Below are 22,397 nucleotides of genomic sequence, written 5' to 3'. Positions count from 1 at the left end.
TCGCGAGCACGTCGGTGATCTCGTGTTCGCCGCGCTCGCTTTCGGGGACCTCGAGCCACTCGCGGGCGCGTTCGGGGAAGGCGTAGGCGCCGGCGTTGGCGAGGTTCGTCGGCGGCTCCGACGGTTTCTCGGTGATGTCGTCGACGACCCCGTCTTCGGTGCTGAGGACGCCGTAATTCCGCGGTTTGGCCACTTCGACGGCGCCGACGGCCGGACAGTTCGCGAACAGTTGGTCGATCGCCGTCGGATCGTAGAGGTTGTCGCCGTTCAGGACGGCGAACGGTCCGTCGATGCGGTCTTTGGCGGCGGCGACGGCGTGGGACGTTCCGGCCTGTTCGGTCTGGACCGCGTACGAGACCGGAACCCCGCGGTATTCGTCGCCGAAGTAGTCGCGAACGGTCTCGTCCTCGTAGCCGACGACGAGGACGATTTCGTCCGCCCCCGCGTCGACGGCCGCGTCGACGGTGTGGGCGGCCAGCGGCCGGTCGGCGACTGGCAACATCGGCTTCGGCAACGTCGCGGAGAGCGGTCTGATTCGCGTTCCCTCACCCGCCGTAAGCACAACGGCTTGCATTGACGGTCCCTTCCCGGATTCGCCGGATAATTATACAGCTACTACTGCCGTCGGGCGGTTTTCCGGTCATTTCCGCCGTATTCCGGCCCGTCGAGGCCCGCTGTCGCCCGATTGCAGCCGATGGATTCGTTCTCGGCCAACCTCCCCTCGGGGACGACTGCGATCGTTCGCGCAACGCGTCGCCGAGACCGGTCGCCGAACCGACGTTCACGCCGGGTAAAACAGTCCGTTAATCCAAAGAAATATTGAATTTCTACCGTGAGAGAGGGTAACACTGCTGTTTGCCGAACTGTCTCGCGGGACTGATTTTCTCGACTGATATCCGCGCGGTCGGCCGAGCAGCGGGATTATGCAGTCTATAGTAAATACCGTTCTGTCGCTACGAGTTGTTGATGTCGACGGAACCAACCGACGCGAAGTGGACGCCGATGACGTCCGGCCAGGAAACGACCGCCCCTCGCTGTGTCAACTGTGGGAACCAGGTGACGCGTCAGTTCTCCCGCGTCTTCGGGGATAACCGCGACGTCGTTCACGCCTGTCCCGACTGTGCGACGTACCGCGAAATGAAAACTTCGGATTTCATCCCGAAGGAAGCCCGCTGATTTCGTTCGTTGTTCGTCAGGTACCGCGTCCGTTCTCGAGCGATCGACCGTCTCCGCGGGCAGTCGGATCGCCAGCTGTCGGTCCCGACGTCGCAGCCGATTCCCACTCTCACCGGGCCGCGACGAGGCCGCGAGCGTCGACCGGGCGGTTGTCCCGGCCGGCGACTGTCCGTCGTCTACGGTCCGCGTCGAAGTCGACAGCCACCGCTCCTCGCCGCTCCGCCCGACGGCCGCCGATCGATCCGGCGCGTAGTCGATCGTTCGCTCCACATTATCCGTTCGATATCCGGGTTAGCCGCTCCCTAGATTTCTGAACTGTCGATATCGTATATACGAACCGCCCGTTTTGATCCGGGTACGAATGGAGACAGTTCGTCCGCTTTCCGGCCGCCGGTCCGATCGGACCGCCGCAGTTGCGGACCGACCGCCGGCCGATCCGCCGTTCGGTTCGGGTATCGCCCGCACAACGCGACGCGAGTCGACCGCTCGGGGCCAGCGATGAGCGCGACCGAACCCGACTCCGAGGTCGACGCCGACGACCCGGATCCAACCGAGTCGCTGACCGAACTGCCGCCCAGTTCGAAACTCGTCTACAAGGTCCTCGAGTACGAGGGGTCGATGACTCAGGAAGAGATCGCCGTCGAGTCCCGACTCTGCGCTCGAACCGTCCGGTACGCGCTCGGCAAACTCGAGGACGCGGGCCTGGTCACCAGCCGTGTCCACCTCGAGGACGCCCGGCAGTCGAAGTATCAGATAGCCGACTGATCGTCTGAGCGCCGCCGGTTTCCACCCGCGGGCTCAGCTGTGTTTTTGGTAGCGGTCGACCACCAGATCGATCCCGAACGAACCCGACGTGATCTCGTAGTGAGTCTCGAGGCGGGGGTTGAACTTCGCCTTGTATCGGTTGATGCTCGGCACGCCGGCGCCGACGAGGTCGTACCGCTCGAGTCCGTCGCGAAGGCCGTCGCGCATGACGTGCCAGTCGAGCAGGTCGTTGATCGGGACGTCGACGTCGGTATCGGGTTTGACCCCGCCCTGCCACCGGTAGCGGGTCCGATCGGATTCGACTACGAGGATCCCGCCGACGAACGTCCCGTCGACGCGACAGACGTACGGCCGGATCGCGCCGTCGGGCAGTTGTTCGTACATCGAACGGGCGAATTCCGTGCTCAGCTGGAACGGCTTGCTCTGGCTCTCATAGCGGGCCGCGACCTGCTCGACGATGCGCTCGACGTCGTCTCCGTCGCCCTCTTCGACGACGTAAGCGTCCGGGTCGGCGTTGCGGACGTTGCTCCGCGCGTCGCTGCTGAACCGCTTCAACAGGTCGTCCTCGCTTCCCTCGAGGTCGACGACGTAGGTGTAGCCCGGTTCGACGGTGTACTCGTTCCAGGTGAACGTCCGCACGTCGTCGAACTCGGCGGTGACGAACTTGGCGTACAGCGGCGAGAGCTCCTGATCGATGTAGGCGAGACAGCCCTCGAGGAACCGCCGCGTTCGGCGGTCGGCCTTGCGCTGTTTGAGCTTGTCGACGTTCAGCAGCGCCGGCCCGAGGTAACAGGACCACGAGAACGGCGCCGGCGAGAACGCGCCGGTGACCGGCCCCTTCCCGTACTCGAAGACGGGGAAGATCCCGATCGGCTCCTGGCCCTTGAACCCGGCGAGCAGGTGCGGCGTCGTCCCGGTGTCCGTCGCCTGCAGGCGGAGCGCTTCGGCTCGGTAGAACGGGTTCGTCCCGTCCGAGCGCTCGACGTATCGATTCCACTCGTCGGCGTCGGTCCGCGGATCGAGCGTCGTTACTTCGATACTCATCGTCAGAGATACCCCAGGTCCGAGAGGTGGTCTTCGACGGCCCCGTCGTCGGTCGCGCGGATCGGATCGGGTTCGTAATCGGGATACGTCGTCTCTTCTCCGGCGTCGACGACCGGCAGCGCCGCGCCGTCCATCTCGGCGTCGATCGGTACGTCGAACAGCGCGCAGATCGTCGGCGCGACGTCGAAGATCGTCGCTCCTCCGAGCGAGACTGACTCGTCGACGTCGCTCCCCGCGGCGGCGACGATGCCGGTTCGCTTGTGGTTCCACGGCTCCATCGGCTCGCCGAACTGCTCGGTGCCGACGTCGGCGACGATCGCGTTGTCGAAGTCGGCGGGGACCGTCAGAATGTCCGGCGCCTCGTCCACGTACGGCCCCTCGAAGTACGTCTCCCGCGGCTCGACGGCCTCGAACATCGGCTCGCCGTCGGGCGTTTGAACGGCCGAGAGTCGGTCGATCAGCTCGGATCTGACCGCCTCGTAGTCGGATTCGGGCACTTGCCCGTTTGGCTCGCGGCCCTCGAGGTTGATCCGCACGCCGAGTTCGCTCTTCGAGCGGACGTACGCCGTCGACTCGGGGAAGTCGACCCGCTCGCTCGCCGCCTGAATCATGCCGTTCGGAACTCGCTTGCCGATCGGCTCCTTCAGCCCGACCATATCGAGCGCCGCGGCGACTCGCTGGGTCGTAATCCCGGCCTTCGCGGCGGCGTTCATTGCGCGCTCGAGCGCGCCCGTCTCGTCGTCACCGGCCGTCTCGCCCTCGAGCAACTCGTTCTCCCACGTCGTCGACCAGTTCGGCATGCCGCCGCCGCTCTCGACCGCGACGTGCCCCTGCTCGCGCAGGAACTCGTTGACGCGGAACTCGTGGCCGGTCACTTTGCCGATCCCGTGATCGCTGACGAGCAGGACGTTTTCCGGGTCGGTCTCCGCGAGCGTCTCCCGAAGCTGCCGATCGACCGCACGGTAGACGGCCTCGATGGCCGCCTTGTCGCCCGGCCGCTCGTGGAAGACGGTGTCGGTCGCCTGAAACTGGAGGAACCCAAACTCGGGCTCGATCCGTCGAGCGAGGTAGCGAAACGCAGAGCCGCGATCCTCGATTGTCCGCTCGTAGCTCTCGATCGACTGATCCGGCGCGTCGGTCCCCTGCGGATAGACGTGGTAGCCGTCGCTGGCCAGCTTCACGTCCTCGAGGATCCCTTCCGGATGGCAGGGGGGATCCTCCGGCGCGGTCAGGCCCGGAATCAGCGCGCCGTCAAATTCCCGCGGCGGATGCGTGACGGGGACGTTGACGACGACGCTCGAGAGGCCGTACTCGTCGAGTAACTCCCAGACCGGCCGCTCCCGGACGTGGGTCGCGTTCACCACGTCCCAGTCGTAACCGTCGAAAGAGAGGAAGTCGTAGACGCCGTGTTTCCCCGGATTCTTCCCCGTGTAGACCGACGGCCAGGCGCTCGCCGTCCACGGCGGGATCTGTGACTCCAGCGGGCCACTGGTCCCGGTCTTGATCAGTCGTTCGATCGTCGGAATCTCGTCCGCCTCGAACAGCGGCTCGAGCACTGACCGACAGCTCCCGTCGAGCCCGACCACGAGCAGCTCGAGTTCGGTTTCGGTTGCCGAAGCTCCCATGGAGACGGGAGAGGAGATACCTCTGTTTTGTTATTCGATCAGTTTGGCCGCCGTATGTTCGGATTGCTCATGGCAATGGCGCGTATTTAGCCTCGTCTCTCCGAGTAATCATTGGTTGCCTATCACGTGCCAGGTGATATCATCCCAATCACTATATCGTCGATCGTAGCGTTCCCGTTGGGATGGTCGAGTCGATTCAAAACGGTACTCTCCCGCGATATGGCCATGATCAGTGAACATCCGTCGCTATCCGCCCGGACACTGCTCGACCGGCGGGCGATCGGAATCGGACCGTTTCTCGAGCGCTACACCGCCAACTTCGCGTTCTACGGTTCCGGAAAGGCAGCACTCTATGACGGGCTCGCGGGACTCGTCTCTCCCGGCGAGAACGTCCTCGTTCCCGCGTACCTGCCGGACGCGGTCGTCGAACCGTTTCGCGACCTCGGGCTCGAGCCCCGGTACTACCGCATTCGGGAGACGCTCGCCCCGAACCGCGCCGACCTCGTCGAGCGGCTCGACGACGAGACGGCCGCGGTCGTGACGGTCGACTACTTCGGGTTTTCCCAACCCGGGCTCGAAGCGGTCGCGTCGCTGCTCGACGACCGCGACTGCTACCACGTCGACGACAACGCACACGCACCGCTCAGCGTCGATAACGGTACATTACTCGGCACCCGCGGTCACCTCGGCATCACGAGCCTCCGAAAGCTGTTGCCGGTTCCGGACGGTGCCATCCTCTACTGCAACGACGAGTCCGTCGCCGCGCGACTCGAGCCGTCGTCGTTCGCCGGCGTCCGCGACGAGTTCGTGGTCGACGACTGCCGGCACGTCCTCGAGTCGGTCGCCGGCGACCTCCTCGCAGCGAACGCGACGGTCCGCCGGACGGTCGAGCGGCTGGTCGCCGAGCGATCGGCGTCGGTCCCGGATCCGAAGGCGCGGTACGAGGCCGGAAAGACGCCGATGTCGAGGGTCTCGGCGGCCGTCGTCGCCGCCGCCGATCCGTCGGCGATCCGGCGCGCCCGCCGGACCAACTACCTCGCGTGGCGACGCTGCTTCGATTCCCGGTCCGGCGTCGAAATCTACCACGAAACCCTTCCCGAAGGGATCTGTCCGCAGGTCTTCCCTCTCCGAACGGACTCGCCGCAGCGACTCGTCGCGGCGCTCGAGCGGTGCGGGGTCGCCGCGCACACGTGGCCGCGACTCGCCGCGACCGTCCGTGACGATCCAGCCTACACGGTCACGCGGCGACTGGCTCGGGAGACCGTCGCCCTGCCGGTCCACCAGGGAGTCGACCCGGCTGCGATCGAGGCCGTTGGCGACCGGCTCCGATGGTGAGTCGCGAACGTTAGTCGACCCGCGCCGCGGCGGTCAGCTCCCCGCGGACGTCATCGCTGAGCGTGTAGGTCCGTTCGGTGGGTCGGTCGAGGACGCCTTCGGTCCGCAGTTCCGAGAGGAGACTCTGGACGGCGACCGTCGATCGATCGACCCGTTCGGCGAGGACCACCGTCTCGAGCGGTCCGTCTCGAGCCAGGATGGCCAGCGCGCGTCGTCCGGTCGCCGCCGTACACTGGGACTGCCCGGCCGCCGTCTCGAGTCGCTCGTCGATCCAATCGTCCTCGAACAGGGCTTCGAACGACGGGCCTTCGCTCGCAGTTGTCACCCGTTCGTCTCGCTCGGCCTCGTTTGGTTCGGCTACGTTCGGTTCGGTCTTGCTTTGTTCGGCCGCATTCGGTTCGGCCTTGTTCCGTTCGATCGCGTTCCGTTCGAACTCCGTCCGCTCGGTGTCGTCTCGCGTGGTCCCGTCGCGGTCGCCGTCGCTCGTCGCCTCGTCCCGCTTCTCGAGTTCTTCGCGGATCGACGTGAATCCGAACTCGATGGCGTCGCCGCCGGCGTGGACGATCTCGTCGTCCGACTCCGTCGTGGTCGTCTCGGGGTCGGACTCGCTCTCCTCGAGTTCGCGAACGCGATCCAGAAGCCGCCCGTTTTCCTCGCGGAGTCGCTCGACGGTCTCCGTTCGCGACTCGAGGGTCGTCTCCAGCGTCTCGATGCGCTCGTCTCGCTCCTCGAGTTCCGCTCGAAGCTCGTCGCGTTCGTCCTCGAGGTCGACGATCTCGTCGTGGAGGCGACGCAGTTCCTCGTCGTTGCCGCCACCGAGTTGGGCCTGGACCGTCTCCTTCCCGGTCAGCGCGTCGGCCATCTGTTTGGCCGCCGACGAGACGTCCCGTGCCGACTCGAGTTCGTCCTCCAGAGTCTCGATCCGTTTTTCCTTCTTCTCGAGTTCGGCCTCGAGTTCGTTGATCCGGTCCTGCTCGCGCTCCTTGCGCTCGGAGATGTTCTCGAGGTCGCCGACCAGCGCGTCGGAAACAGACTTCAGTTCGGGTCGCTCGAAGTCGTCGAGCCCGGGGGTCGCGCCCGCGTCGAAGGTCCGCTTGCGGCGGAACTGGACCTTTCGGACGTCGACCTCGGTCCAGTCGGTCTGGACGAATGCCTGCCCGTCGTTCAGTTCTGAGACGAGTTCCGAGTACTCGGTGTCGATGATCCGCCCGACGACCTTGGTGTCGTTGTCCCAGGTTAGCCGGTGCCAGACGAGCCAGTTGGCCTGCGTGATGAAGTCCTTCTTGACGTCGGCGGGCCGCTGGCTGATCCCCAGAATGCCCAGCCCGTGTTTGCGGCCGCGCTTGCTGATCTTGATCAGCAGGTTCCCCGTCTCGCCGACGCCGCCCCCCTCCGGAATGTACTCGTGGACCTCCTCGACCACGAGCAGGAAGGGCTTCTTCATCTTCTTCTCCTTGATGAACAGTTGGCGAGCGATCTTGCGCAGCAGTTCGTCGGCCACGTCCTCGTCGAGGTAGCCCGAGACGTCGAGAATGATCGGGACGTTCTCCTCGAGTGCGAGACTCGCCATCTGTTCGGCGTGCTCCGGCCCGATCTGGATGTCGCACTCCTCGTCGGCGCCGGCGTGGAGCATCTCGTACTCCTCCTTGAGCCCGTAGTACTCGCCGTCGGTGTCGACGATCAGGAGGGGGAAGCCGGCCTCGAGTAACTCCTCGGCGATGACCGATGCGGTGTTCGACTTCCCGGATCCCGACTTGCCGGTGACGAACCCGCGACCGGTCAGCAATTCGACGACCGGGAGCCGCAGCTCCGACCCGTCGTCGGTTTCGCCGACCAGAATCTGGCGTTGGTCGCTCACCGACTACTCACCTCGAGCGCGCGCGACGTAGTCATATATGGGTACACTCCGAATACGGCACCTTGAATATTGGCCTCGTCCGGTGGATTCCGGCGTTCCTTCGGACCGGTCGCTGTTTCCTCTCACAGTCGAAACGGTGTACAATGTGTGAACTGTCTACACTGTACCGAGTATCTTTCGTACGAATGTATCGGTTTCACTACTAACAACCTGACGTCCTGTACAACTGCCTCTGCTCGAGTTTCCGGTTGCGCATGCCGCCTGGAAGATTAGACAGTTCAAACTGTGTACACATTCTAAACAGTGGAGTGTTGCCCTCGAGTTCGGTCGATAGGTACCGGTCGCCTCGGCGTTTCAATTCGGTTCCTCGCCATGGAGTACCGTGTACAATTCGTAGGCTGTGTGCACCGCTGACGATTTGTACACAGTCTACACTTTGTACACTGTCTAAACCGTGTAAACGCCCTCCCCAGAATGCCAATGACCGATTGTAAAGCCGATATCCTACTTGAAGGCCGTCTGAGATTCACACCGTCTACACTGTGTCGAGTCATCCGAGCAGTACACCGTCCACACCGTATAGAATGTGTAGACGGTTCCACTACTGTTAAGTTATCTTACCCGAATGATAGGCGTGTTACTCGTCGCGTCCGATCGCGTCGATCACGACCGTGACTGATCCGATGTCTCCACTGTGTAGACGGTTTCCACCTCGAGCAGCGTTCGCGCGGGCGGCTACCGACCAGATCCCGCTCGACCGACACAGTCTAAACTGTGGACACCGTTTGAACCGTGCTCGAGGCCCGAACCGTTTGCAGTGCTTCCGACGTTCGGACCACGGACGACCGTGTCTACATCGACGGCGGAACGCCGTCCGCGGAATCCCGATTCGAATCGCTCGGAGCCGACCGTCCCCAGATCCGAGACGGTTTGTACATTCTACACGGTGTACACAGTGGAAGCGGTTTCCAACGTTCGAACCGTCCGCATCGCTCCCGCCCGAGATCGGCCGCGGCGACGGACCTTCCCACGCATGACGACTGAAACTCCACGCGCCGTCAGTGTCGCCCTGCAGAAGGGCGGCGTCGGCAAGACGACTCTCGCGATCAACCTCGCCGAACGACTCGCCAACCGCGACAACGACGTCCTGCTCGTGGACTTAGACCAGCAGGGCAACGCCACCGAAGGTGTCGGCCTGAGCGACGCATACACGAGCGACGTTCACATCGGGGACGTCTTAGAGGACAGTACCGAGACGACGCTCGGCGACGTGATCCGCTCGGCTGGTGCGTTCGACGTCCTACCGGCCCACGAGGATCTAGACAGCGTCGAGAATAGCATCCGCAGCGCGACCTTCGGCGAACTCTGGATCCGAAACGAGATCGTCGATCCGGTGCTCGGCGAGACCTACGACTACGTCGTCGTCGACTCGCCGCCGAACCTCGGACCGCTGGCCGACGCCTCGCTCATTTCCACCCAGAACGTTATCGTCCCGCTGCGGATGAGCGAGCCCAGCGTCAGCGGCTTCGAGCGGATGTACACCCAGCAGATCGGGCCGATCCGCAAGGAGATCGACCTCGACATCACGGCGATCGTCCCTAACTCGCTGGCCGGCGACAACGAGGAAAAGCGCATCATCACCGACCTCGAGGAGTCTCAGTTCGGCGAGTTCCTCCCCCAGTTCGCCCGCTCGGAGCACTTCGACGATCCGGACTCGCCCGGCCCCGGCCTTCGCGAGCGGATCGCCTTCCGCCGGGCCTGGCGCGAGGGCGTCCCGCTCGCCGAGTACGACCCCGACAACGATATGCTCGACCGGTTGGACGAACTCGCCGCCATCGTCGAGTGCGGAGGTGTCGACGATGCCCGATGACAACCGCTTCGCCGGACTGAGCGACGCCGTCGAGGACGACCCCGACGAGGAGTCGGACGCCGAATCGGCGGCTGCCGAGTCCTCGAGCGAGGAGTCCCATTCGCCGACGGCCGAAGACGACGCGTCCGTATCCGACTCCGAGACCGGCGGAGACTCGAGCGGGTCCGAATCGGACTCCAGCGCCGAGACGGCGGAATCCGATGCCGATGGCGATACCGCTGACAACGCCAACACTGATGACCCGACGGCGTTCCCGTTCGACGCGACCGAGAAGAAGACGGTGTACGTCCGTCCGGAGACGCTCGCCGATCTAGACGATGCGCGCGCGTTAATAGATGCACAGCTGCGGACGGACCACGACGTTCGCGATCTGACCGGTCGCGAGTTCTACGACGCCGTCTTCCGACTCGCGGCCGCGGACACCGAGGGCGTGATCGACGAGATCCTCGAGGCCCGCGAGGAGTAGCTACTCGTCGGCGACGCTCCCGTCGACCCCGTCAGCCCCGTCGTTCGTGCCGGTGTCATCGGTTTCGGAGTCCTCGCCGCGTTCGACGTTCTGCTCGCGGATCGTCATCCCTTTGCGACCGAGGTGCTGGAGCTGTTTGCGGGCGAAGTCCTCCTCGCGGGTCCCTCGCGTCGCGAGCACGTAGACGAGCGCGCCGCCGGCAGGGCGCATCGTCCGCCCGGCCCGCTGGGTTCCCTGCCGTCTCGAGCCGCCGAGCCCCGAGGCGACGATCGCCAGATCGGCCGTCGGGAGGTCGATCCCCTCGTCGCCGACCCGCGAAATGATGAGGAGGTCCCGCTCGTTCCGGCGGAACTCGTCGAGCAGCCGCCGGCGCTCGTGGTGGGGCGTCTCGCCGCTGAGGAAGGGGACGTCCAACGCATTCGCGAGATCTGTCCCCTGTTCTAGGTAGTCGACGAACACCAGCGCCTTCGAGTCGGGGTGGGCCGACAGCAGGTACCGAACCTCGTCGACCTTCCCGCGGTTCTTCGCGGCGATCCGGTACTTCTCCTGGCCGTCCGCGGAGGCGTAGGCGTTACCCTGCTCGTCGTCGCCCCACGGGACGTAGCGGATCTCGAGTTCCGGTTCGGCGACGAAGCCGGCCTCGAACAGCGCCTCCCAGTCGGTGCCGATCGGCGGGCCCACGAGGGTGAAGATCTCCTGCTGGCGGTCGTCCTCCCGGATCGGGCTGGCAGAGAGGCCGAGCCGGTGTTTGGACTGCAGGTGTGTGCTCCGGCGGTAGACGTCCGACGGGACGTGCTGGCACTCATCGAAGATCACCAGCCCCCATTCGCGGTCGTCAAATAGCGAGCGGTGGCGGTCCATCCCCGCGATCTGGTAGGTCGCGATCGTCACCGGCCGGACCTCCTTGCGCCCGCCGTGGTACTGGCCGATCTGCTCCGGTTCGAGCGACGTGTACTCGAGGATCGTGTCGGCCCACTGTCGGGCCAGATCACGGCTCGGCACCAGAATCAGGGTTTCGCCCTCGACGTGGGACATCGCCCCCATCGCGGCGACCGTCTTTCCGCTGCCCGGCGGGCCAACGAAGACGCCCTCGCCGGCCTCCGCGAACCGATCGACCCAGGTCTGCTGGTAGTCCCGCAGTTGAACCCCGAGATCGATGGGAAGTTCTTCGCCGGACTCGAGTTCGCGGTGGTCCTGCACCGGGTAGCCCGCCTCGTAGAGGATCCGCTTGATCGCGGCTTCCGAGCCCTCCCGGACCCAGTCCTCGGTATCCGAAATCGGCGCGTGGACGTGTTCCTCGCCGAGTTTCTGGCGGGCGACGTTGCCCATCACTTCGGGGCTCTTGGCTTCGAGAACGGTGTAGCCGTCCTCGTGGGTCGCCAGCCGGAACTGGTGGGCCCGATCCCACTGGCTGCGGACCCACTCTTCGAGTTCCTCCGAGCGTTGTCCGAGGGCCTGGCGCATCGTCCGGGCCAGGTTCTCCCAGGAGTCGTGGGGCGCCTGCCAGATGTCCTCGGGCCTGACGACGTATCGATACCCCTGGTCGCCGTTCCCGTCTGCGAGGTGGGCGAACTGGGCGAGCTGTGCGCGGGTGAACTGGTCCGGCCGATCGACGATGATCTCGCGGCGCTTCGGGAAGACGACGACGCGCTCCCGGTCGGTCAGATCCTCGAGTTCGCTGGGATACCAGACGACGGGATCCGTCTCGACGGAGAGCCGTTCGACCTCGTTCCGGTCCGCGAGGGTCTCGAGCGCGTCGCGGGCCCGTTCCTGGGAAAGCTCGAGCGCTCGGGAGAGGGCCGCGGCGGTAAGCACCGGTCGACCGGCCTCCTGCGATGCGTCGTGGAAGTCCGCGAGCGTGAACTGCTCGTCCTGCTCGTCCTCGGTAGCGTTGCCGTCCGCGTTAGCCGTTGGATCCTCGGTCTGCTGGCGCTCGCCACCGGTCGCTTCCGAAGCACGTTCGTCGGTCACTGGCGGTCGTAACGGCGGTGAGAGTAAACCGATTTCGTTCGACGCGGTTCGCAATCGCGTTCGCCAGCGACGGGAACTAGAGGAAGATGTCGATCAATCCGACGGTCACCGCGTCGGGGCGCCGTTCTCCCGCGCCGCCTCGAGGTGTCGGCGTTCGATAACGACCTCGTCGGCGCGTTCGTTGGCGTCCTCGGGATCGTACTGCTCAGCAACTTCTCGGATCGCCTGCATCGAGGCCGTTCGGACGAGCGCCTCGAGGTCCGCGCCGGTGTACCCCTCGAGTTCGTCGGCCAGTTCCGCGACGTCGACGTCGTCGGCCAGCGGCTTGCCGCGGGTGTGGACCGCGAGGATCTTCTCGCGGGCCTCGCGGTCGGGTTCGCCGACGAAGACGTGGGTGTCGAGCCGTCCGGGACGGAGCAGGGCGGGATCGATCTGGTCCTTGCGATTCGTCGCGGCCAGCACGACGAGGTTTGGGTTTTCCCGCATTCCGTCGAGTTCCGTCAGCAGTTGGGAGACGACTCGCTCGGTGACTTCGTTGCCCTCGCCGCGGGCGCTCGTGATCGCGTCGATCTCGTCGAAGAAGACGATCGATGGCGCGGACTGGCGGGCGCGTTCGAACACCTCGCGGATCGCCTTCTCCGATTCCCCGACGTAGCGGTCGACGATCTCGGGGCCGTCGACGCGGACGAAGTTGACGTCGGTCTCGCCCGCGAGAGCGCGTGCGAGTAACGTCTTTCCGGTCCCCGGCGGTCCGTGGAGAAGCACGCCCGACGGCGGCTGGGTATTGGTCTCCTCGAACAGCCGGTCGTAGGTCAGCGGCCACTCGACGGACTCCCGGAGCAGCTGTTTGGCCTCCTCAAGGCCGCCGACGTCCGCGAAGTCGGTGTTGGGCGATTCGGCGACGTACTCGCGCATCGCGGAGGGTTCGACCGAGGCTAGCGCTTCGTCGAAGTGGCGCTTGTGGACCGTCGGCTCCCGATTCCACGTCGCCCGCTCGTCGCTTTCGGTCGGCCGCCCGCGGATCGCCGCCATCGCGGCCTCGCTGACGACCGAATCGAGATCCGCGCCGACGAACCCGTGTGTTCGGCGGGCGAGCGTGTCGACGCTGACGTCGTCGGCCAGGGGCATCCCGCGGGTGTGGACCTCGAGTATCTCTCTGCGGCCGTCCGCGTCGGGGACGCCGATTTGGATCTCGCGGTCGAAGCGACCGCCCCGACGGAGCGCGGGATCGATGGTGTCGACGCGGTTGGTCGCGCCGATGACGATCACCTCGCCGCGGGCGTCGAGGCCGTCCATCAGCGTCAGCAGTTGGCCGACGATCCGGTTTTCGGCGTCGCCGTCGTCGTCGCGCTGGCCGGCGATGGAGTCGATCTCGTCGAAGAAAATGATCGTCGGTGCATTTTCTTCGGCGCGCTCGAACACCTCGCGGAGCCGCTCTTCGCTCTCCCCTTTGTACTTCGACATGATCTCCGGGCCGGAGACCGTCTCGAAGTTGGCGTCGACCTCGTTGGCGACCGCGCGGGCGATCAGCGTCTTCCCCGTTCCCGGCGGGCCGTACAGTAGGACGCCGGAGGGCGGGTCGACGCCGAGCCGGCGGAACAGTTCGGGCTCGGAGAGCGGGAGTTCGATCATCTCCCGAACGAGCTCGAGTTCCTCGTCCAACCCGCCGATGTCCTCGTAGGTGACGCCGGAGGTGGGTTCCGTTGGCGCGGTCGCACCCGTACCATCCGTCGCCGACCCGGACGTTCCATCATCGCGATTTCGCCCGTTGCTCCGGCCAGTCCTCGAGGACCCGCCGCTCGCCGCCGCGTCGCCGCCGACGATCCGGACCGTCGTCGTGCTCGTGATGCGGACGTCTCCGTCGGGAGCAGTGTCAGTGACGCGGAACGGCTCCTGATCGACGCCCTCAATTCGGATCTGTTCGCCGGCTCGAACGGGGCGGTTGCGGAGCGTCTTGGTCGCCTCGCGTTCGGCGACCGCTACCTGGTCGTCCGTTAGTGTCGGCGGCGGCGTCAGCGTCACGCGCTCGGCTTCGGCGATCGTCGACGTATCCTTCGTCCGAACGGTGACCGTGTCCCCGACGTGCGCGCCGGCGTTCGCGCGCGTGTCCCCGTCGATCTGGATGACGTTTTCCGGGACCGATGGATCGGCCGGCCACATCTTCGCGACGGTCGCCGTCTCGCCGTCGATGACGACGGTGTCGCCGCTCAATACGCCGAGCTGGCGCCGCGCTAGTTCCGGGATCCGTGCGACGCCGCGCCCGGCGTCTCGCTTTTCAGCGGCTCGAACCGTCAGCGAAACGCCGTCCGAATCCGACTCGCTCATGGAGGGTGCTTTCGCCCGCGTCGCCTTGAGAATTGTCCTGTCAATCGACGTTGACGTCGAATCGATGTATCGTCCTGCTACAGTGCGTTCTCGAGCAACCGATCGATCCCCCGACGAATGCGCTCGGAGGCCGATGGTCCCGAAATCCCCAGTCGCTCGCCGATTTTCTCGGTCGACGCCTCCCGCGGTACCGCGAAGTAGCCCGCGTCCCGGGCCGCGATGAGCGCATCGTATTGCTCTTGCGTGAGGCCGAACGGTGGATCGTCCGCCGTCGATTCCCGGGTGAGTCGCTCGAGTTGGAAGGACGCGCCCCGGTCGACGCAGAACGCGCGGTACTCGGCCAGCGCCTCGCGGCCGGGGAATCGGGCGCGTCCCCACCAGCCGTCGACGGTCACGATTCCGTCAAGCGGCGTGGTACCGAGTTCGACGTACTTTCGGTAGATCGGGACTGGCGGATTGCGAAGTTTGATCCGGTAGAACGTGCTGCCGCTCGATTCGTCTAGCGGGATGTGCTCTGCGACCGTGGGATCGTCGGCCAACGCGGTGCCGAACTCGCCGTCGGAGTCGTCGACGACCCGACAGAGGACGACGGGTCGATCGGGATCGACGACGAGGATGCGTTCGATGTAGACCGTGACCTCAGGGACGGCCGCGACCGCGTCCGTCAGTGGGAGATCGAGCGACGTCAATCTGAACTCCGCGATGAGCCCCATGCGATCACGTGCATCCGATATTACTTAAACACCCTACTGTATGAGATACAAGTTCATCGGGATCTCGAGCGTATACTCACATGAACATGACGCGCGATGCACGGCCCGAGATGCGACTGGATTCGTCGACGCGTTCCCATCGATACTACCGGAACGCCGTCGAGAAGCACTGGGACCCCCACGAGATCGATCTCGAGGCAGACCGTGAGGGCGTCGCTGAACTCCCGGACCCGGCGTTCGAGGGGCTGAAACGGTCGCTGGCGCTGTTCGGCGCCGGCGAGGAGTCGGTGACCGAGGACCTCGCGCCGCTGGCGGTCGTCCTCGAGGACATCGAGGACCAGCTGTTCATCACGACCCAACTCTACGAGGAGTCGAAACACACCGACTTTTTCGACCGCTACTGGCGGGAGGTGATCCACACGGAGGAGGACCGACGCGGACAGGAACGGTCGTCGCCGACCGACGAGCGGTGGTTCAACGACCCCTACAACGAACTCTTCGAGCGCAACGAACGGGCGATGGCGCGCCTGCTCGAGGACGACACGCCGGAGAACCGCGCGAAGGCCCACTGTCACTACCATCTGACAATCGAGGGCATCCTCGCGCAGACCGGCTACTACGGGCTGACCCTCGCGTACGGGGAGCAGGAATCCGATCTCCCCGATCTGCCGGGGCTGGTCGAGGGGCTCAAACTGGTCCGCAGCGACGAGGGTCGCCACGTCGGCTTCGGGATGGCCCAGCTCAAGTCGTTCGTGATGGACGGCGAAGTCGATCCCGACGTGCTTCGGGACACGGTCGACGAACTGGTGCCGCTCGTCCAAGACAGCCTTGCCGGTGAGGGTGGAGCCAGCACTGAGGCGGGCCCCGGTCCAAGCCCGTCGGACCTCGCCGAGTACGCGTATAACAAACACGAACAGCGCATGCAACAGATCACGACCGCGAGCGAGAAGATTCCGGACGTCGAAGAACTGACCGAACTCGACGCGTAGACCCGTTGGTAGCGGTGACCAGACGAAGATCCGTTTCGATGGATCAACCCCGTACACTTACTTTGTCTCGTGGCTGACTATCCCATATGGCATCGCGTCACTGGCTGTACTTCGGCGGCTTCGTCGTCACCGGGATCCTACTGGTCGGCGTCGGGCTACTGGGACTCTTCGACGCGCTCTCCGTGCTCACCGGGGGCGCGACCTACAGCGAGGAGGTCCTCGTGCTGGCGATGCTCGGAGCGGCCGCCGAGTGGGTCGTCGCCGCGATCGTCCTGGGACTGATCGCGGTCGCGTTTCTGGTCGCGACGGTCGTCTCCGTCCTCCGGACCAAATCGATTCCCCGGAGCGATCGACTGGCGTCGATCGTCGAGCGCCTCGAGCGCGAGTATCCCGTCCTGCGGCAGTTCGACGCCTCGGAGCGAGTCGAGCCGACGACCGGGGATCGCAGACAGCGACTCAAAGAACAGTATGTCGACGGCGAGATCACCGAAGCGGAGTTCGAACGCGAGATGCAGCGACTGCTGGACGACGACGCCGCGGACGCGCAGTCGCGGTCGAATACGCACACGAACGTCGAGATCGATAAGTAACGAACAGCGACTCCAGATTCGGAGAAACGCATTTTGCCGTTCGCAGTGACTGCTTCCCTATGGTACTCCAGACGGAGCGCGACGACGCGACCTGGTGGGAGTGCGAGACCTGCGGGCTGTTGTTCGACGAGAAGTCAGACGCGACCGAACACGAGAACCACTGCGACGACTCCGACCCGTCGTACATCCAGTAAGCGACCGGCGTCGACGCCGCGGCGCCGGTCACCCGGCTCGAGCGTGTGTTCGAACTCGAGAGTCCGGAACAGGTCGTAGGCAGCACACGCGTGATTGTAGAGCGGACTGATAGCTCGAACACGGTGGCGACGGACGGAGAGCGGTGACGAACGATGAGCGAGACTGGTTGGACTCGCGGAACTGGAACCTACTGCCTGTTACATGCGCGGAGTGGAGGCGTGCTTTCACTGATTCGGGTCCCGTTCGGCCTCGGATACTGATTCCTCGGTCTCGGCGACGAGCGCTCGTCGGGCGGCGTCGATGTGGTTCAGCGCAGTCTCGAGCCGAACGTCCTCGGTTGCGGACCGGTCCCCGTCATGATCGTCGTCTTCGTCGCCGTCGATCGGTCGATCTCGAGTGCCCTGTGTTCGAGTCTCGTACCGCCGACTGCGAACGCGGTTTACGTTCTCGAGAGCGTCGATCATGTGCTCGATGGCCTCGTCTAACGGATCGTCGTCTTCCGTCGGTTCACAGACGACGCCTTGTAGTTCCTCGAGCAGACGCGGATTGTATTCCCGGAGCAGTTCGACGTCCTCGTCGATGTTCTCTCGGATCCGCCGGCGAACCCTCGAGACGGCCTGATAGTGGTCGTTATCGTCCGCATCACCGGCGCGGGCGAGGTGCCGTCTGTCGCGGTCCGTCGTCAGCGCACGCCCGTTGGTTACGGACGGGATGTCCTCGGGCTCGGGTACCATCACACCTACGATAGCGCTCGAACGTGTTGAGAGTACTCTTCCCCTATGGGATAACGTTACCAGAAATGGAACTGTGTTGATCTGATGGAAAAAACGTTACCAAAAGTGGAAATATATCGCTATGAGGTAACCCGCGATTGGTTACGGACAGTAGCAGTTGAAACGGTAAACGATTATCTCGGGGCACCATTCTCGGGAGCAGTCGTTCGGAGGTAGGTTCTGGGAACAATCACCTGATTGCACACGTAGTACCGCTGACCCGAACACTGGAATCACGGCGATCCAGCGCGGGGCCCAGTGAACGCACTTTTACGCACGTCTGAGCCAGACTACTGGTTCTCACGCGATACGTTTTCCTCGACAATCACGTCGCGCAATTCTCAGCGAACCGCCACTCGTCACTGCGACCGGAGCAAGTCCGCGGAATCGGCCACTGAAACGGTGCTACTCATCGTTTACCTCAGTACCGCACACGCTGAACGTAGACTTCCGTCCGAAAGCGACTCGGCCGTCTCAGTTGCTCTCGAGCGCTATATCGAAACGTCCCGCTAGTAAGGAACTATAACTGAACCAGTATGGGGGAACCATAAATCGGTTCGCCCCACTGTTCGAAATTATCGGACCGGTTACGACGCGGTTTGCCGCCTTCGACGTTCGCTCGTGTCTGGGCCCGTGTCTAATTATCGAGATCGAGTTACTTTCCCTAGGATGAATAAACGTCGTTAAATTTCACCGAATCTTCCCGGATTTATTCACCCGATCGGGAATAGTTAGTATGTAGAATTGACGCCTCGAAACGATTGTAACGGTTGTAGTCAACGGTTGTAACGATTGTAGCCGTTAATACAGATCCCCGAAGTGCCCTCTGACGGGCGGAACCCCGTCCGAGAACGAAAATGACTGAAGACAAGAAAACGAGCGACCGCCGGGGTATCCTCCGAGCTGTGGGGACGGCAAGCCTCGCCGCGATCGGATTCACCGGCGCTGCTTCGGCAAGTGGAAAAGACGACTACGATAAGAAAACGCCGCCTGGACACAAATCAAAGAAAAGCGGAGAGCGCGGTAACAAATATCCCGGAAAGAAAGGGAAAGGTAAAAAGAAGGGCCACTACCCGAAGAAAAGCGGGAAACGAGGCAACAAATACCCCGGAAAGAAAAAGAAGAAAGGCAGGAAGAAAACGCCACCTGGACACAAATCAAAGAAAAGCGGGGAGCGCGGTAACAAACACCCCGGCAAGAAGGGGAAAGGTAAAAAGAAGGGGCACTACCCGAAGAAAAGCGGGAAGCGCGGTAAGAAAAAGAAGTACTACTGAGTGAAAACGCGGCCAAAATCGGCGAATGACGCTCGCTAACGGGATTCTCCCCTGTAGAGGGGGTCTCGTTCTTCTTTTACTGAGACCGACGATACACGATCGCTACGATGAGTCGTAGTGAACCTTCCAACTCGATCGGCAGCTATCCATCCGATAGAGGAACGGTGTCCCAGAGCGTAGCCCATCACTGAATGAGAACCAGGGCCGACTCATGGCACGCCTGATACCGAACGCACCGTCACTCGAGTCGCTCGCGGTGGTCGGCGGCGAGTTCGCGAGCCTGCTCGAGCGTGTGGGTTTCCGTCCATCGCACGCGATCGGCGTCGCCGTAGGCCAACGCGGTTTTGAGTTCGTCGCGGAGGACACCGTGGTCGACTGCCTGGACCGTTCCCGAACTGTCGCCGAACTCGTAGACGCCGGGCCGATCGGGCGCGCTCGAGACCGCGTCCCGGTCGAGGTCCCGCCAGGGTTTCTGTAGCGGCATCGCTTAGCCCCAGTTCGTTCCGGATCCGTCGCCGGTGGTGTCGTCACCGCTGGCGGTGCCGTCCGATTCGTCCTCGGCGGTCGCGTCGGCGTCCTCGTCGACGCTTTCGACGAGTTCGTAGGCGTGCTCGCTCATCTCGTCCTCGGCAAAGACGAACACGCGGCCGTCGACCGCCGAGAGGTCGGCCTCGACGCGGATCGAATAGCCCTCCGTGGCGACAGTGACGCCGGGGAACAGCTCCTCCTCGTCGTCGCGGTCGAGCATCACGCGGCCGACGCCGGTCGACTCGAGGATGTCGTCGTGGGTGTTGCGGTCGTTGACGTAGGTCATGACGCCCTCGACGCCGTCAAGGTCGGTGACGAGGACGTGCACTTCCTTGCCCGGCGGCGTCGTGATCGCTCCCTCGACGGGTTTCGGCGGGCCATGATAGAAGACGTCCCGACCGTCGAGATATTCGACGACGACGCCGCCCTCGACGAAGTCGACGGCAATCGTGCTGGGTGCGACGTTGTTGCGCGCGCTCATTAGTCGCCCGTTTGGGCGGATCCCGGAAAAGCGGTCGGTTCCGTCGTTGATCCGCCGTCGCGAGACGCAGCCGGCGGCTCCCGATCGGAACGACCGCGTCCGTGACCGCGAGACGGCGGGAGCCCGCGGATCCGACGAACCGTCAGCCGTAAGTACGCGGTCTGAGAGTGTGTGACTATGGACGGCCGCGCCGTCGCCCCAGCAGCCGGAACGGTTCTCAACGCGCTCGCAACCGGGACCGGCTCGGCGTTTGCGATCGACCTCGAGACGACAGCTACCGTCGAACTCACCGATGACGGCGAGATCGACGCCGAAATCGCCGGCCAGCCCGACGCCGACACGACGCTCATAGAGCGCTGCGTCGCGATGACGCTCGCCGAGCACGCCGACGCGGCGGGCCTCGACGCCTCGACCGTCGGCGCTCGAGTCCGAACGGACAGCGAGGTGCCGATGGCCGCGGGGCTGAAGAGCTCCAGCGCCGCGGCGAACGCGACCGTGCTCGCGACGCTCGACGCCCTCGAGATCGCCGATACGGTCGACCGGATCGACGCCTGTCGCCTGGGCGTTCGCGCGGCCCGCGACGCCGGCGTCACTGCGACGGGCGCCTTCGACGACGCCAGCGCGAGCATGCTCGGCGGCGTCACCGTCACCGACAACACGACCGACGAGTTGCTCGCCCGAGAGACGGTCGACTGGGACGCGCTCGTCTACACGCCGCCAGAACAGTCCTTCAGCGCCGACGCCGATATTTCGGCTTGCGAGCGCGTCGCGCCGATGGCCGAGCTCGTCGCGGAACTCGCCCTCGACGGTCGCTACGGCGAGGCGATGACCGTCAACGGCTTCGCCTTCTCGGCCGCCCTCGAGTTCCCGACGGGACCGATGGTCGACGTCATGCCCGAAGTCGCGGGCGTCTCCCTGTCGGGAACGGGCCCGAGCTACGTCGCCGTCGGCGATCGATCGACGCTCGAGGCGATCCGAGACCGGTGGGACGACCGAGACGGAACGACACGATTACTGACGACGCGAACGGACGGAACACAAACGACATGACTCGCAACTCCGAGACAGCCACGGACGGTGGGACAGAGAACCGAATCCCTGACGAGATGAGCCTCGACGAACTGCGCGAGGAGATCCAGACGATCGACCGCGAGATCGTCGAACTGATCGCCCAGCGCACCTACGTCGCCGACACCATCGCGCAGGTCAAGGACGAACAGGGCCTGCCGACGACCGACGAGAAACAGGAACAGCAGGTGATGGAGCGGGCCGGGGAGAACGCCGAACAGTTCGACGTCGACGCCAACCTCGTGAAGGCGATCTTCCGACTGCTGATCGAACTGAACAAAGTGGAACAGCGAGAAAATAGATAGCCGAATTCGGTCGTTTCAGGGCCTCTATTGTGGGTGGGATGGCTAAATATTCTTCCGGCAGTTGCTCTTTCGTTCCTCGATCGACGATCGATAACACAGGCATCTTTCAGCAGACAGGCCTCACGTACAGCATACGGCGACAGTATCCTTCACCCATTTCGACTCGTTCATGGAAAGCAGAAGTCAAAATAGGCGAGATATCAGGACGGACTTGGGGCCGTTATCGTCACCTCGAGATCGATACCCAAGTCGTGCCCAGAGATTGGCCCGTCGTCGATGATGTTCTGCGGTTCCATGTCTGGATGGCCGATATCCCCGTCTAGTCCCGTCCCGAGGAGTACACCAGTCATCGGAAGCGGTGGACGGCCAGGAGCCCGCACGACACCGCCGGGATCGTCCCCGACGACGATTCGCATGCCCATCCCTCCCCATTCGTGCGGGGCACAGAACAGGTCGTATACGCCTTCTTCCTCGAAGCGATAGAGCCAGAACCCGTGGTGCTCGTTGACCGTCGATGAGAACGCCGGAACGCCGTCGGAGACGCGTTGCTGACGTTCTTGACCCGGATGGTACGCCGTCGCCGTGTGCTCCGGAGTGTTGAATACGAATTCGACGATTGCTCCCGGCTCCACGTGAAGCCCCACGGGGGCGAAGTGGAACGCACCGAACTCGACCGTCAGGGCCGGGAGATTCGAATCGTCGATTTTGTCCTCGTCGACGTGGAGTTCAACGGTCTCGTCCGGCTCCAACCGGTTCGGAATCTCGTCATCACTCGTTTGGCACCAGAACCGCCATCCCATCACTGTCATCCTGACTAACCGCAGCCGTCAAGGGAGCAGTCACATCCAAGCTACTTATCCCTCTTCGACAACTATCAGTGATACATCTCAATCCCATTCTGGTTGATTAATTCGGATTGTCTGGCGCCAGAGTGCCCAGAGTAGGACGCTGACGTCTCGTCAGTAGCTGCGAAGTGAGGCCAAAAACTCGCCTCAAAGCAAAGCTGACCAAGCGGAGTGATTTGACCACCTCCACTACCATAAAAA

General features: G+C 64.0%; 22 protein-coding genes. 11 read left to right on the top strand and 11 right to left on the bottom strand.

Annotation, left to right across the window (positions count from 1 at the left end; all coding sequences use genetic code 11):
- A partial coding sequence (locus tag EH209_RS23030) for a sugar phosphate nucleotidyltransferase (RefSeq protein ID WP_164722114.1) occupies window positions 1–574 on the bottom strand: 574 nt, incomplete at its 3' end.
- A gap of 392 nt (window positions 575–966) precedes the next feature.
- On the opposite strand from EH209_RS23030, the gene EH209_RS23025 reads away from it, so the two are divergent.
- Entirely contained in the window at window positions 967–1,176 is a 210-nt protein-coding gene (locus EH209_RS23025) for a DUF7563 family protein (RefSeq protein ID WP_126665134.1), read from the top strand.
- Between the two features lie 498 nt (window positions 1,177–1,674).
- A complete protein-coding gene (locus tag EH209_RS23020; protein ID WP_126665133.1) occupies window positions 1,675–1,941 on the top strand; it encodes a winged helix-turn-helix transcriptional regulator in 267 nt (88 codons plus the stop codon).
- 33 nt (window positions 1,942–1,974) lie between these two features.
- Here the strand turns inward: EH209_RS23020 and EH209_RS23015 are convergent, their stop codons facing one another.
- Window positions 1,975–2,985, bottom strand: a complete 1,011-nt coding sequence (locus EH209_RS23015; protein ID WP_126665132.1) for a lipid II:glycine glycyltransferase FemX — start codon at window positions 2,983–2,985, stop codon at window positions 1,975–1,977.
- A gap of 2 nt (window positions 2,986–2,987) precedes the next feature.
- Window positions 2,988–4,610 carry an alkaline phosphatase family protein gene (locus tag EH209_RS23010; RefSeq protein ID WP_126665131.1) on the bottom strand — a complete coding sequence of 541 codons (1,623 nt, stop codon included), beginning with the start codon at window positions 4,608–4,610 and terminating at the stop codon, window positions 2,988–2,990.
- Window positions 4,611–4,835: 225 nt separating this feature from the next.
- Here EH209_RS23010 and EH209_RS23005 point away from each other — a divergent pair, with 225 nt between their 5' ends.
- Window positions 4,836–5,945, top strand: coding sequence for a DegT/DnrJ/EryC1/StrS family aminotransferase (locus EH209_RS23005; protein WP_126665130.1), 1,110 nt, complete (start codon window positions 4,836–4,838; stop codon window positions 5,943–5,945).
- A 10-nt stretch (window positions 5,946–5,955) separates the two neighbouring features.
- Here the strand turns inward: EH209_RS23005 and EH209_RS23000 are convergent, their stop codons facing one another.
- Complete coding sequence (locus EH209_RS23000) at window positions 5,956–7,803, bottom strand: helicase HerA domain-containing protein (protein WP_126665129.1); 1,848 nt, start codon at window positions 7,801–7,803, stop codon at window positions 5,956–5,958.
- 1,033 nt (window positions 7,804–8,836) lie between these two features.
- Here EH209_RS23000 and EH209_RS22995 point away from each other — a divergent pair.
- Both EH209_RS22995 and EH209_RS22990 read left to right on the top strand, forming a co-directional pair.
- The gene (locus EH209_RS22995) at window positions 8,837–9,673 is read left to right on the top strand and encodes a ParA family protein (protein WP_126665128.1); all 837 of its coding nucleotides are present in this window, start codon (window positions 8,837–8,839) and stop codon (window positions 9,671–9,673) included.
- On the top strand, window positions 9,663–10,139 hold the full coding sequence (locus tag EH209_RS22990; protein WP_126665127.1) for a hypothetical protein: 477 nt from the start codon (window positions 9,663–9,665) through the stop codon (window positions 10,137–10,139). Before EH209_RS22995 ends, EH209_RS22990 begins: the two co-directional genes overlap by 11 nt.
- On the opposite strand, the gene EH209_RS22985 is transcribed toward EH209_RS22990, so the two are convergent.
- From EH209_RS22985 to EH209_RS22975, 3 genes are all read right to left on the bottom strand, one after another.
- Complete coding sequence (locus EH209_RS22985) at window positions 10,140–12,110, bottom strand: DEAD/DEAH box helicase (RefSeq protein ID WP_126665126.1); 1,971 nt, start codon at window positions 12,108–12,110, stop codon at window positions 10,140–10,142.
- A 105-nt stretch (window positions 12,111–12,215) separates the two neighbouring features.
- Window positions 12,216–14,435, bottom strand: coding sequence for an AAA family ATPase (locus EH209_RS22980; RefSeq protein WP_126665125.1), 2,220 nt, complete (start codon window positions 14,433–14,435; stop codon window positions 12,216–12,218).
- Between the two features lie 77 nt (window positions 14,436–14,512).
- A complete protein-coding gene (locus tag EH209_RS22975; RefSeq protein ID WP_126665124.1) occupies window positions 14,513–15,148 on the bottom strand; it encodes a helix-turn-helix domain-containing protein in 636 nt (211 codons plus the stop codon).
- Window positions 15,149–15,228: 80 nt separating this feature from the next.
- Here EH209_RS22975 and EH209_RS22970 point away from each other — a divergent pair, with 80 nt between their 5' ends.
- From EH209_RS22970 to EH209_RS24995, 3 genes are all read left to right on the top strand, one after another.
- A complete protein-coding gene (locus EH209_RS22970; protein ID WP_394343716.1) occupies window positions 15,229–16,137 on the top strand; it encodes a ribonucleotide-diphosphate reductase subunit beta in 909 nt (302 codons plus the stop codon).
- Window positions 16,138–16,223: 86 nt separating this feature from the next.
- Window positions 16,224–16,727 (top strand): SHOCT domain-containing protein, encoded by a 504-nt coding sequence (locus EH209_RS22965; RefSeq protein ID WP_126665123.1) that lies wholly within the window; start codon window positions 16,224–16,226, stop codon window positions 16,725–16,727.
- A gap of 59 nt (window positions 16,728–16,786) precedes the next feature.
- Entirely contained in the window at window positions 16,787–16,921 is a 135-nt protein-coding gene (locus EH209_RS24995; protein WP_008895538.1) for a DUF7128 family protein, read from the top strand.
- Between the two features lie 225 nt (window positions 16,922–17,146).
- Here EH209_RS24995 and EH209_RS22960 read toward each other — a convergent pair whose 3' ends face one another.
- Window positions 17,147–17,656 (bottom strand): hypothetical protein, encoded by a 510-nt coding sequence (locus EH209_RS22960; protein ID WP_126665122.1) that lies wholly within the window; start codon window positions 17,654–17,656, stop codon window positions 17,147–17,149.
- A gap of 896 nt (window positions 17,657–18,552) precedes the next feature.
- Here EH209_RS22960 and EH209_RS22955 point away from each other — a divergent pair.
- Window positions 18,553–18,969, top strand: a complete 417-nt coding sequence (locus tag EH209_RS22955; protein ID WP_126665121.1) for a hypothetical protein — start codon at window positions 18,553–18,555, stop codon at window positions 18,967–18,969.
- Window positions 18,970–19,207: 238 nt separating this feature from the next.
- On the opposite strand, the gene EH209_RS22950 is transcribed toward EH209_RS22955, so the two are convergent.
- Both EH209_RS22950 and EH209_RS22945 read right to left on the bottom strand, forming a co-directional pair.
- A complete protein-coding gene (locus EH209_RS22950) occupies window positions 19,208–19,453 on the bottom strand; it encodes a DUF7508 domain-containing protein (protein ID WP_126665120.1) in 246 nt (81 codons plus the stop codon).
- Between the two features lie 3 nt (window positions 19,454–19,456).
- Window positions 19,457–19,978, bottom strand: coding sequence for a DUF5796 family protein (locus tag EH209_RS22945; RefSeq protein ID WP_126665119.1), 522 nt, complete (start codon window positions 19,976–19,978; stop codon window positions 19,457–19,459).
- Between the two features lie 177 nt (window positions 19,979–20,155).
- Between EH209_RS22945 and EH209_RS22940 the strand changes: the two genes are divergently transcribed.
- Window positions 20,156–21,028 carry a shikimate kinase gene (locus tag EH209_RS22940; RefSeq protein WP_126665142.1) on the top strand — a complete coding sequence of 291 codons (873 nt, stop codon included), beginning with the start codon at window positions 20,156–20,158 and terminating at the stop codon, window positions 21,026–21,028.
- On the top strand, window positions 21,025–21,351 hold the full coding sequence (locus EH209_RS22935; protein ID WP_012946005.1) for a chorismate mutase: 327 nt from the start codon (window positions 21,025–21,027) through the stop codon (window positions 21,349–21,351). Before EH209_RS22940 ends, EH209_RS22935 begins: the two co-directional genes overlap by 4 nt.
- Window positions 21,352–21,551: 200 nt before the next feature.
- Here EH209_RS22935 and EH209_RS22930 read toward each other — a convergent pair whose 3' ends face one another.
- Entirely contained in the window at window positions 21,552–22,151 is a 600-nt protein-coding gene (locus EH209_RS22930) for a cupredoxin domain-containing protein (RefSeq protein WP_126665118.1), read from the bottom strand.
- Window positions 22,152–22,397 lie beyond the last annotated feature (246 nt).

This window comes from Haloterrigena salifodinae, assembly GCF_003977755.1.
GTDB classification, from domain to species: Archaea; Halobacteriota; Halobacteria; order Halobacteriales; family Natrialbaceae; genus Haloterrigena; species Haloterrigena salifodinae.
Note: the sequence above shows the minus strand (reverse complement) of the source record. Positions and strands in the feature narration are given on the sequence as shown.

Excerpts from the sequence above, each read along its gene's own strand:
- EH209_RS23025 (WP_126665134.1), top strand. The coding sequence starts at position 967 with ATGTCGACGGAACCAACCGACGCGAAGTGGACGCCGATGACGTCCGGC.
- EH209_RS23020 (WP_126665133.1), top strand. The coding sequence starts at position 1,675 with ATGAGCGCGACCGAACCCGACTCCGAGGTCGACGCCGACGACCCGGAT.
- EH209_RS23015 (WP_126665132.1), bottom strand. The coding sequence starts at position 2,985 with ATGAGTATCGAAGTAACGACGCTCGATCCGCGGACCGACGCCGACGAG.
- EH209_RS23010 (WP_126665131.1), bottom strand. The coding sequence starts at position 4,610 with ATGGGAGCTTCGGCAACCGAAACCGAACTCGAGCTGCTCGTGGTCGGG.
- EH209_RS23005 (WP_126665130.1), top strand. The coding sequence starts at position 4,836 with ATGATCAGTGAACATCCGTCGCTATCCGCCCGGACACTGCTCGACCGG.
- EH209_RS22995 (WP_126665128.1), top strand. The coding sequence starts at position 8,837 with ATGACGACTGAAACTCCACGCGCCGTCAGTGTCGCCCTGCAGAAGGGC.
- EH209_RS22990 (WP_126665127.1), top strand. The coding sequence starts at position 9,663 with ATGCCCGATGACAACCGCTTCGCCGGACTGAGCGACGCCGTCGAGGAC.
- EH209_RS22980 (WP_126665125.1), bottom strand. The coding sequence starts at position 14,435 with ATGAGCGAGTCGGATTCGGACGGCGTTTCGCTGACGGTTCGAGCCGCT.
- EH209_RS22975 (WP_126665124.1), bottom strand. The coding sequence starts at position 15,148 with ATGGGGCTCATCGCGGAGTTCAGATTGACGTCGCTCGATCTCCCACTG.
- EH209_RS22970 (WP_394343716.1), top strand. The coding sequence starts at position 15,229 with ATGAACATGACGCGCGATGCACGGCCCGAGATGCGACTGGATTCGTCG.
- EH209_RS22965 (WP_126665123.1), top strand. The coding sequence starts at position 16,224 with ATGGCATCGCGTCACTGGCTGTACTTCGGCGGCTTCGTCGTCACCGGG.
- EH209_RS24995 (WP_008895538.1), top strand. The coding sequence starts at position 16,787 with ATGGTACTCCAGACGGAGCGCGACGACGCGACCTGGTGGGAGTGCGAG.
- EH209_RS22960 (WP_126665122.1), bottom strand. The coding sequence starts at position 17,656 with ATGGTACCCGAGCCCGAGGACATCCCGTCCGTAACCAACGGGCGTGCG.
- EH209_RS22955 (WP_126665121.1), top strand. The coding sequence starts at position 18,553 with ATGACTGAAGACAAGAAAACGAGCGACCGCCGGGGTATCCTCCGAGCT.
- EH209_RS22950 (WP_126665120.1), bottom strand. The coding sequence starts at position 19,453 with ATGCCGCTACAGAAACCCTGGCGGGACCTCGACCGGGACGCGGTCTCG.
- EH209_RS22945 (WP_126665119.1), bottom strand. The coding sequence starts at position 19,978 with ATGAGCGCGCGCAACAACGTCGCACCCAGCACGATTGCCGTCGACTTC.
- EH209_RS22940 (WP_126665142.1), top strand. The coding sequence starts at position 20,156 with ATGGACGGCCGCGCCGTCGCCCCAGCAGCCGGAACGGTTCTCAACGCG.
- EH209_RS22935 (WP_012946005.1), top strand. The coding sequence starts at position 21,025 with ATGACTCGCAACTCCGAGACAGCCACGGACGGTGGGACAGAGAACCGA.
- EH209_RS22930 (WP_126665118.1), bottom strand. The coding sequence starts at position 22,151 with ATGGGATGGCGGTTCTGGTGCCAAACGAGTGATGACGAGATTCCGAAC.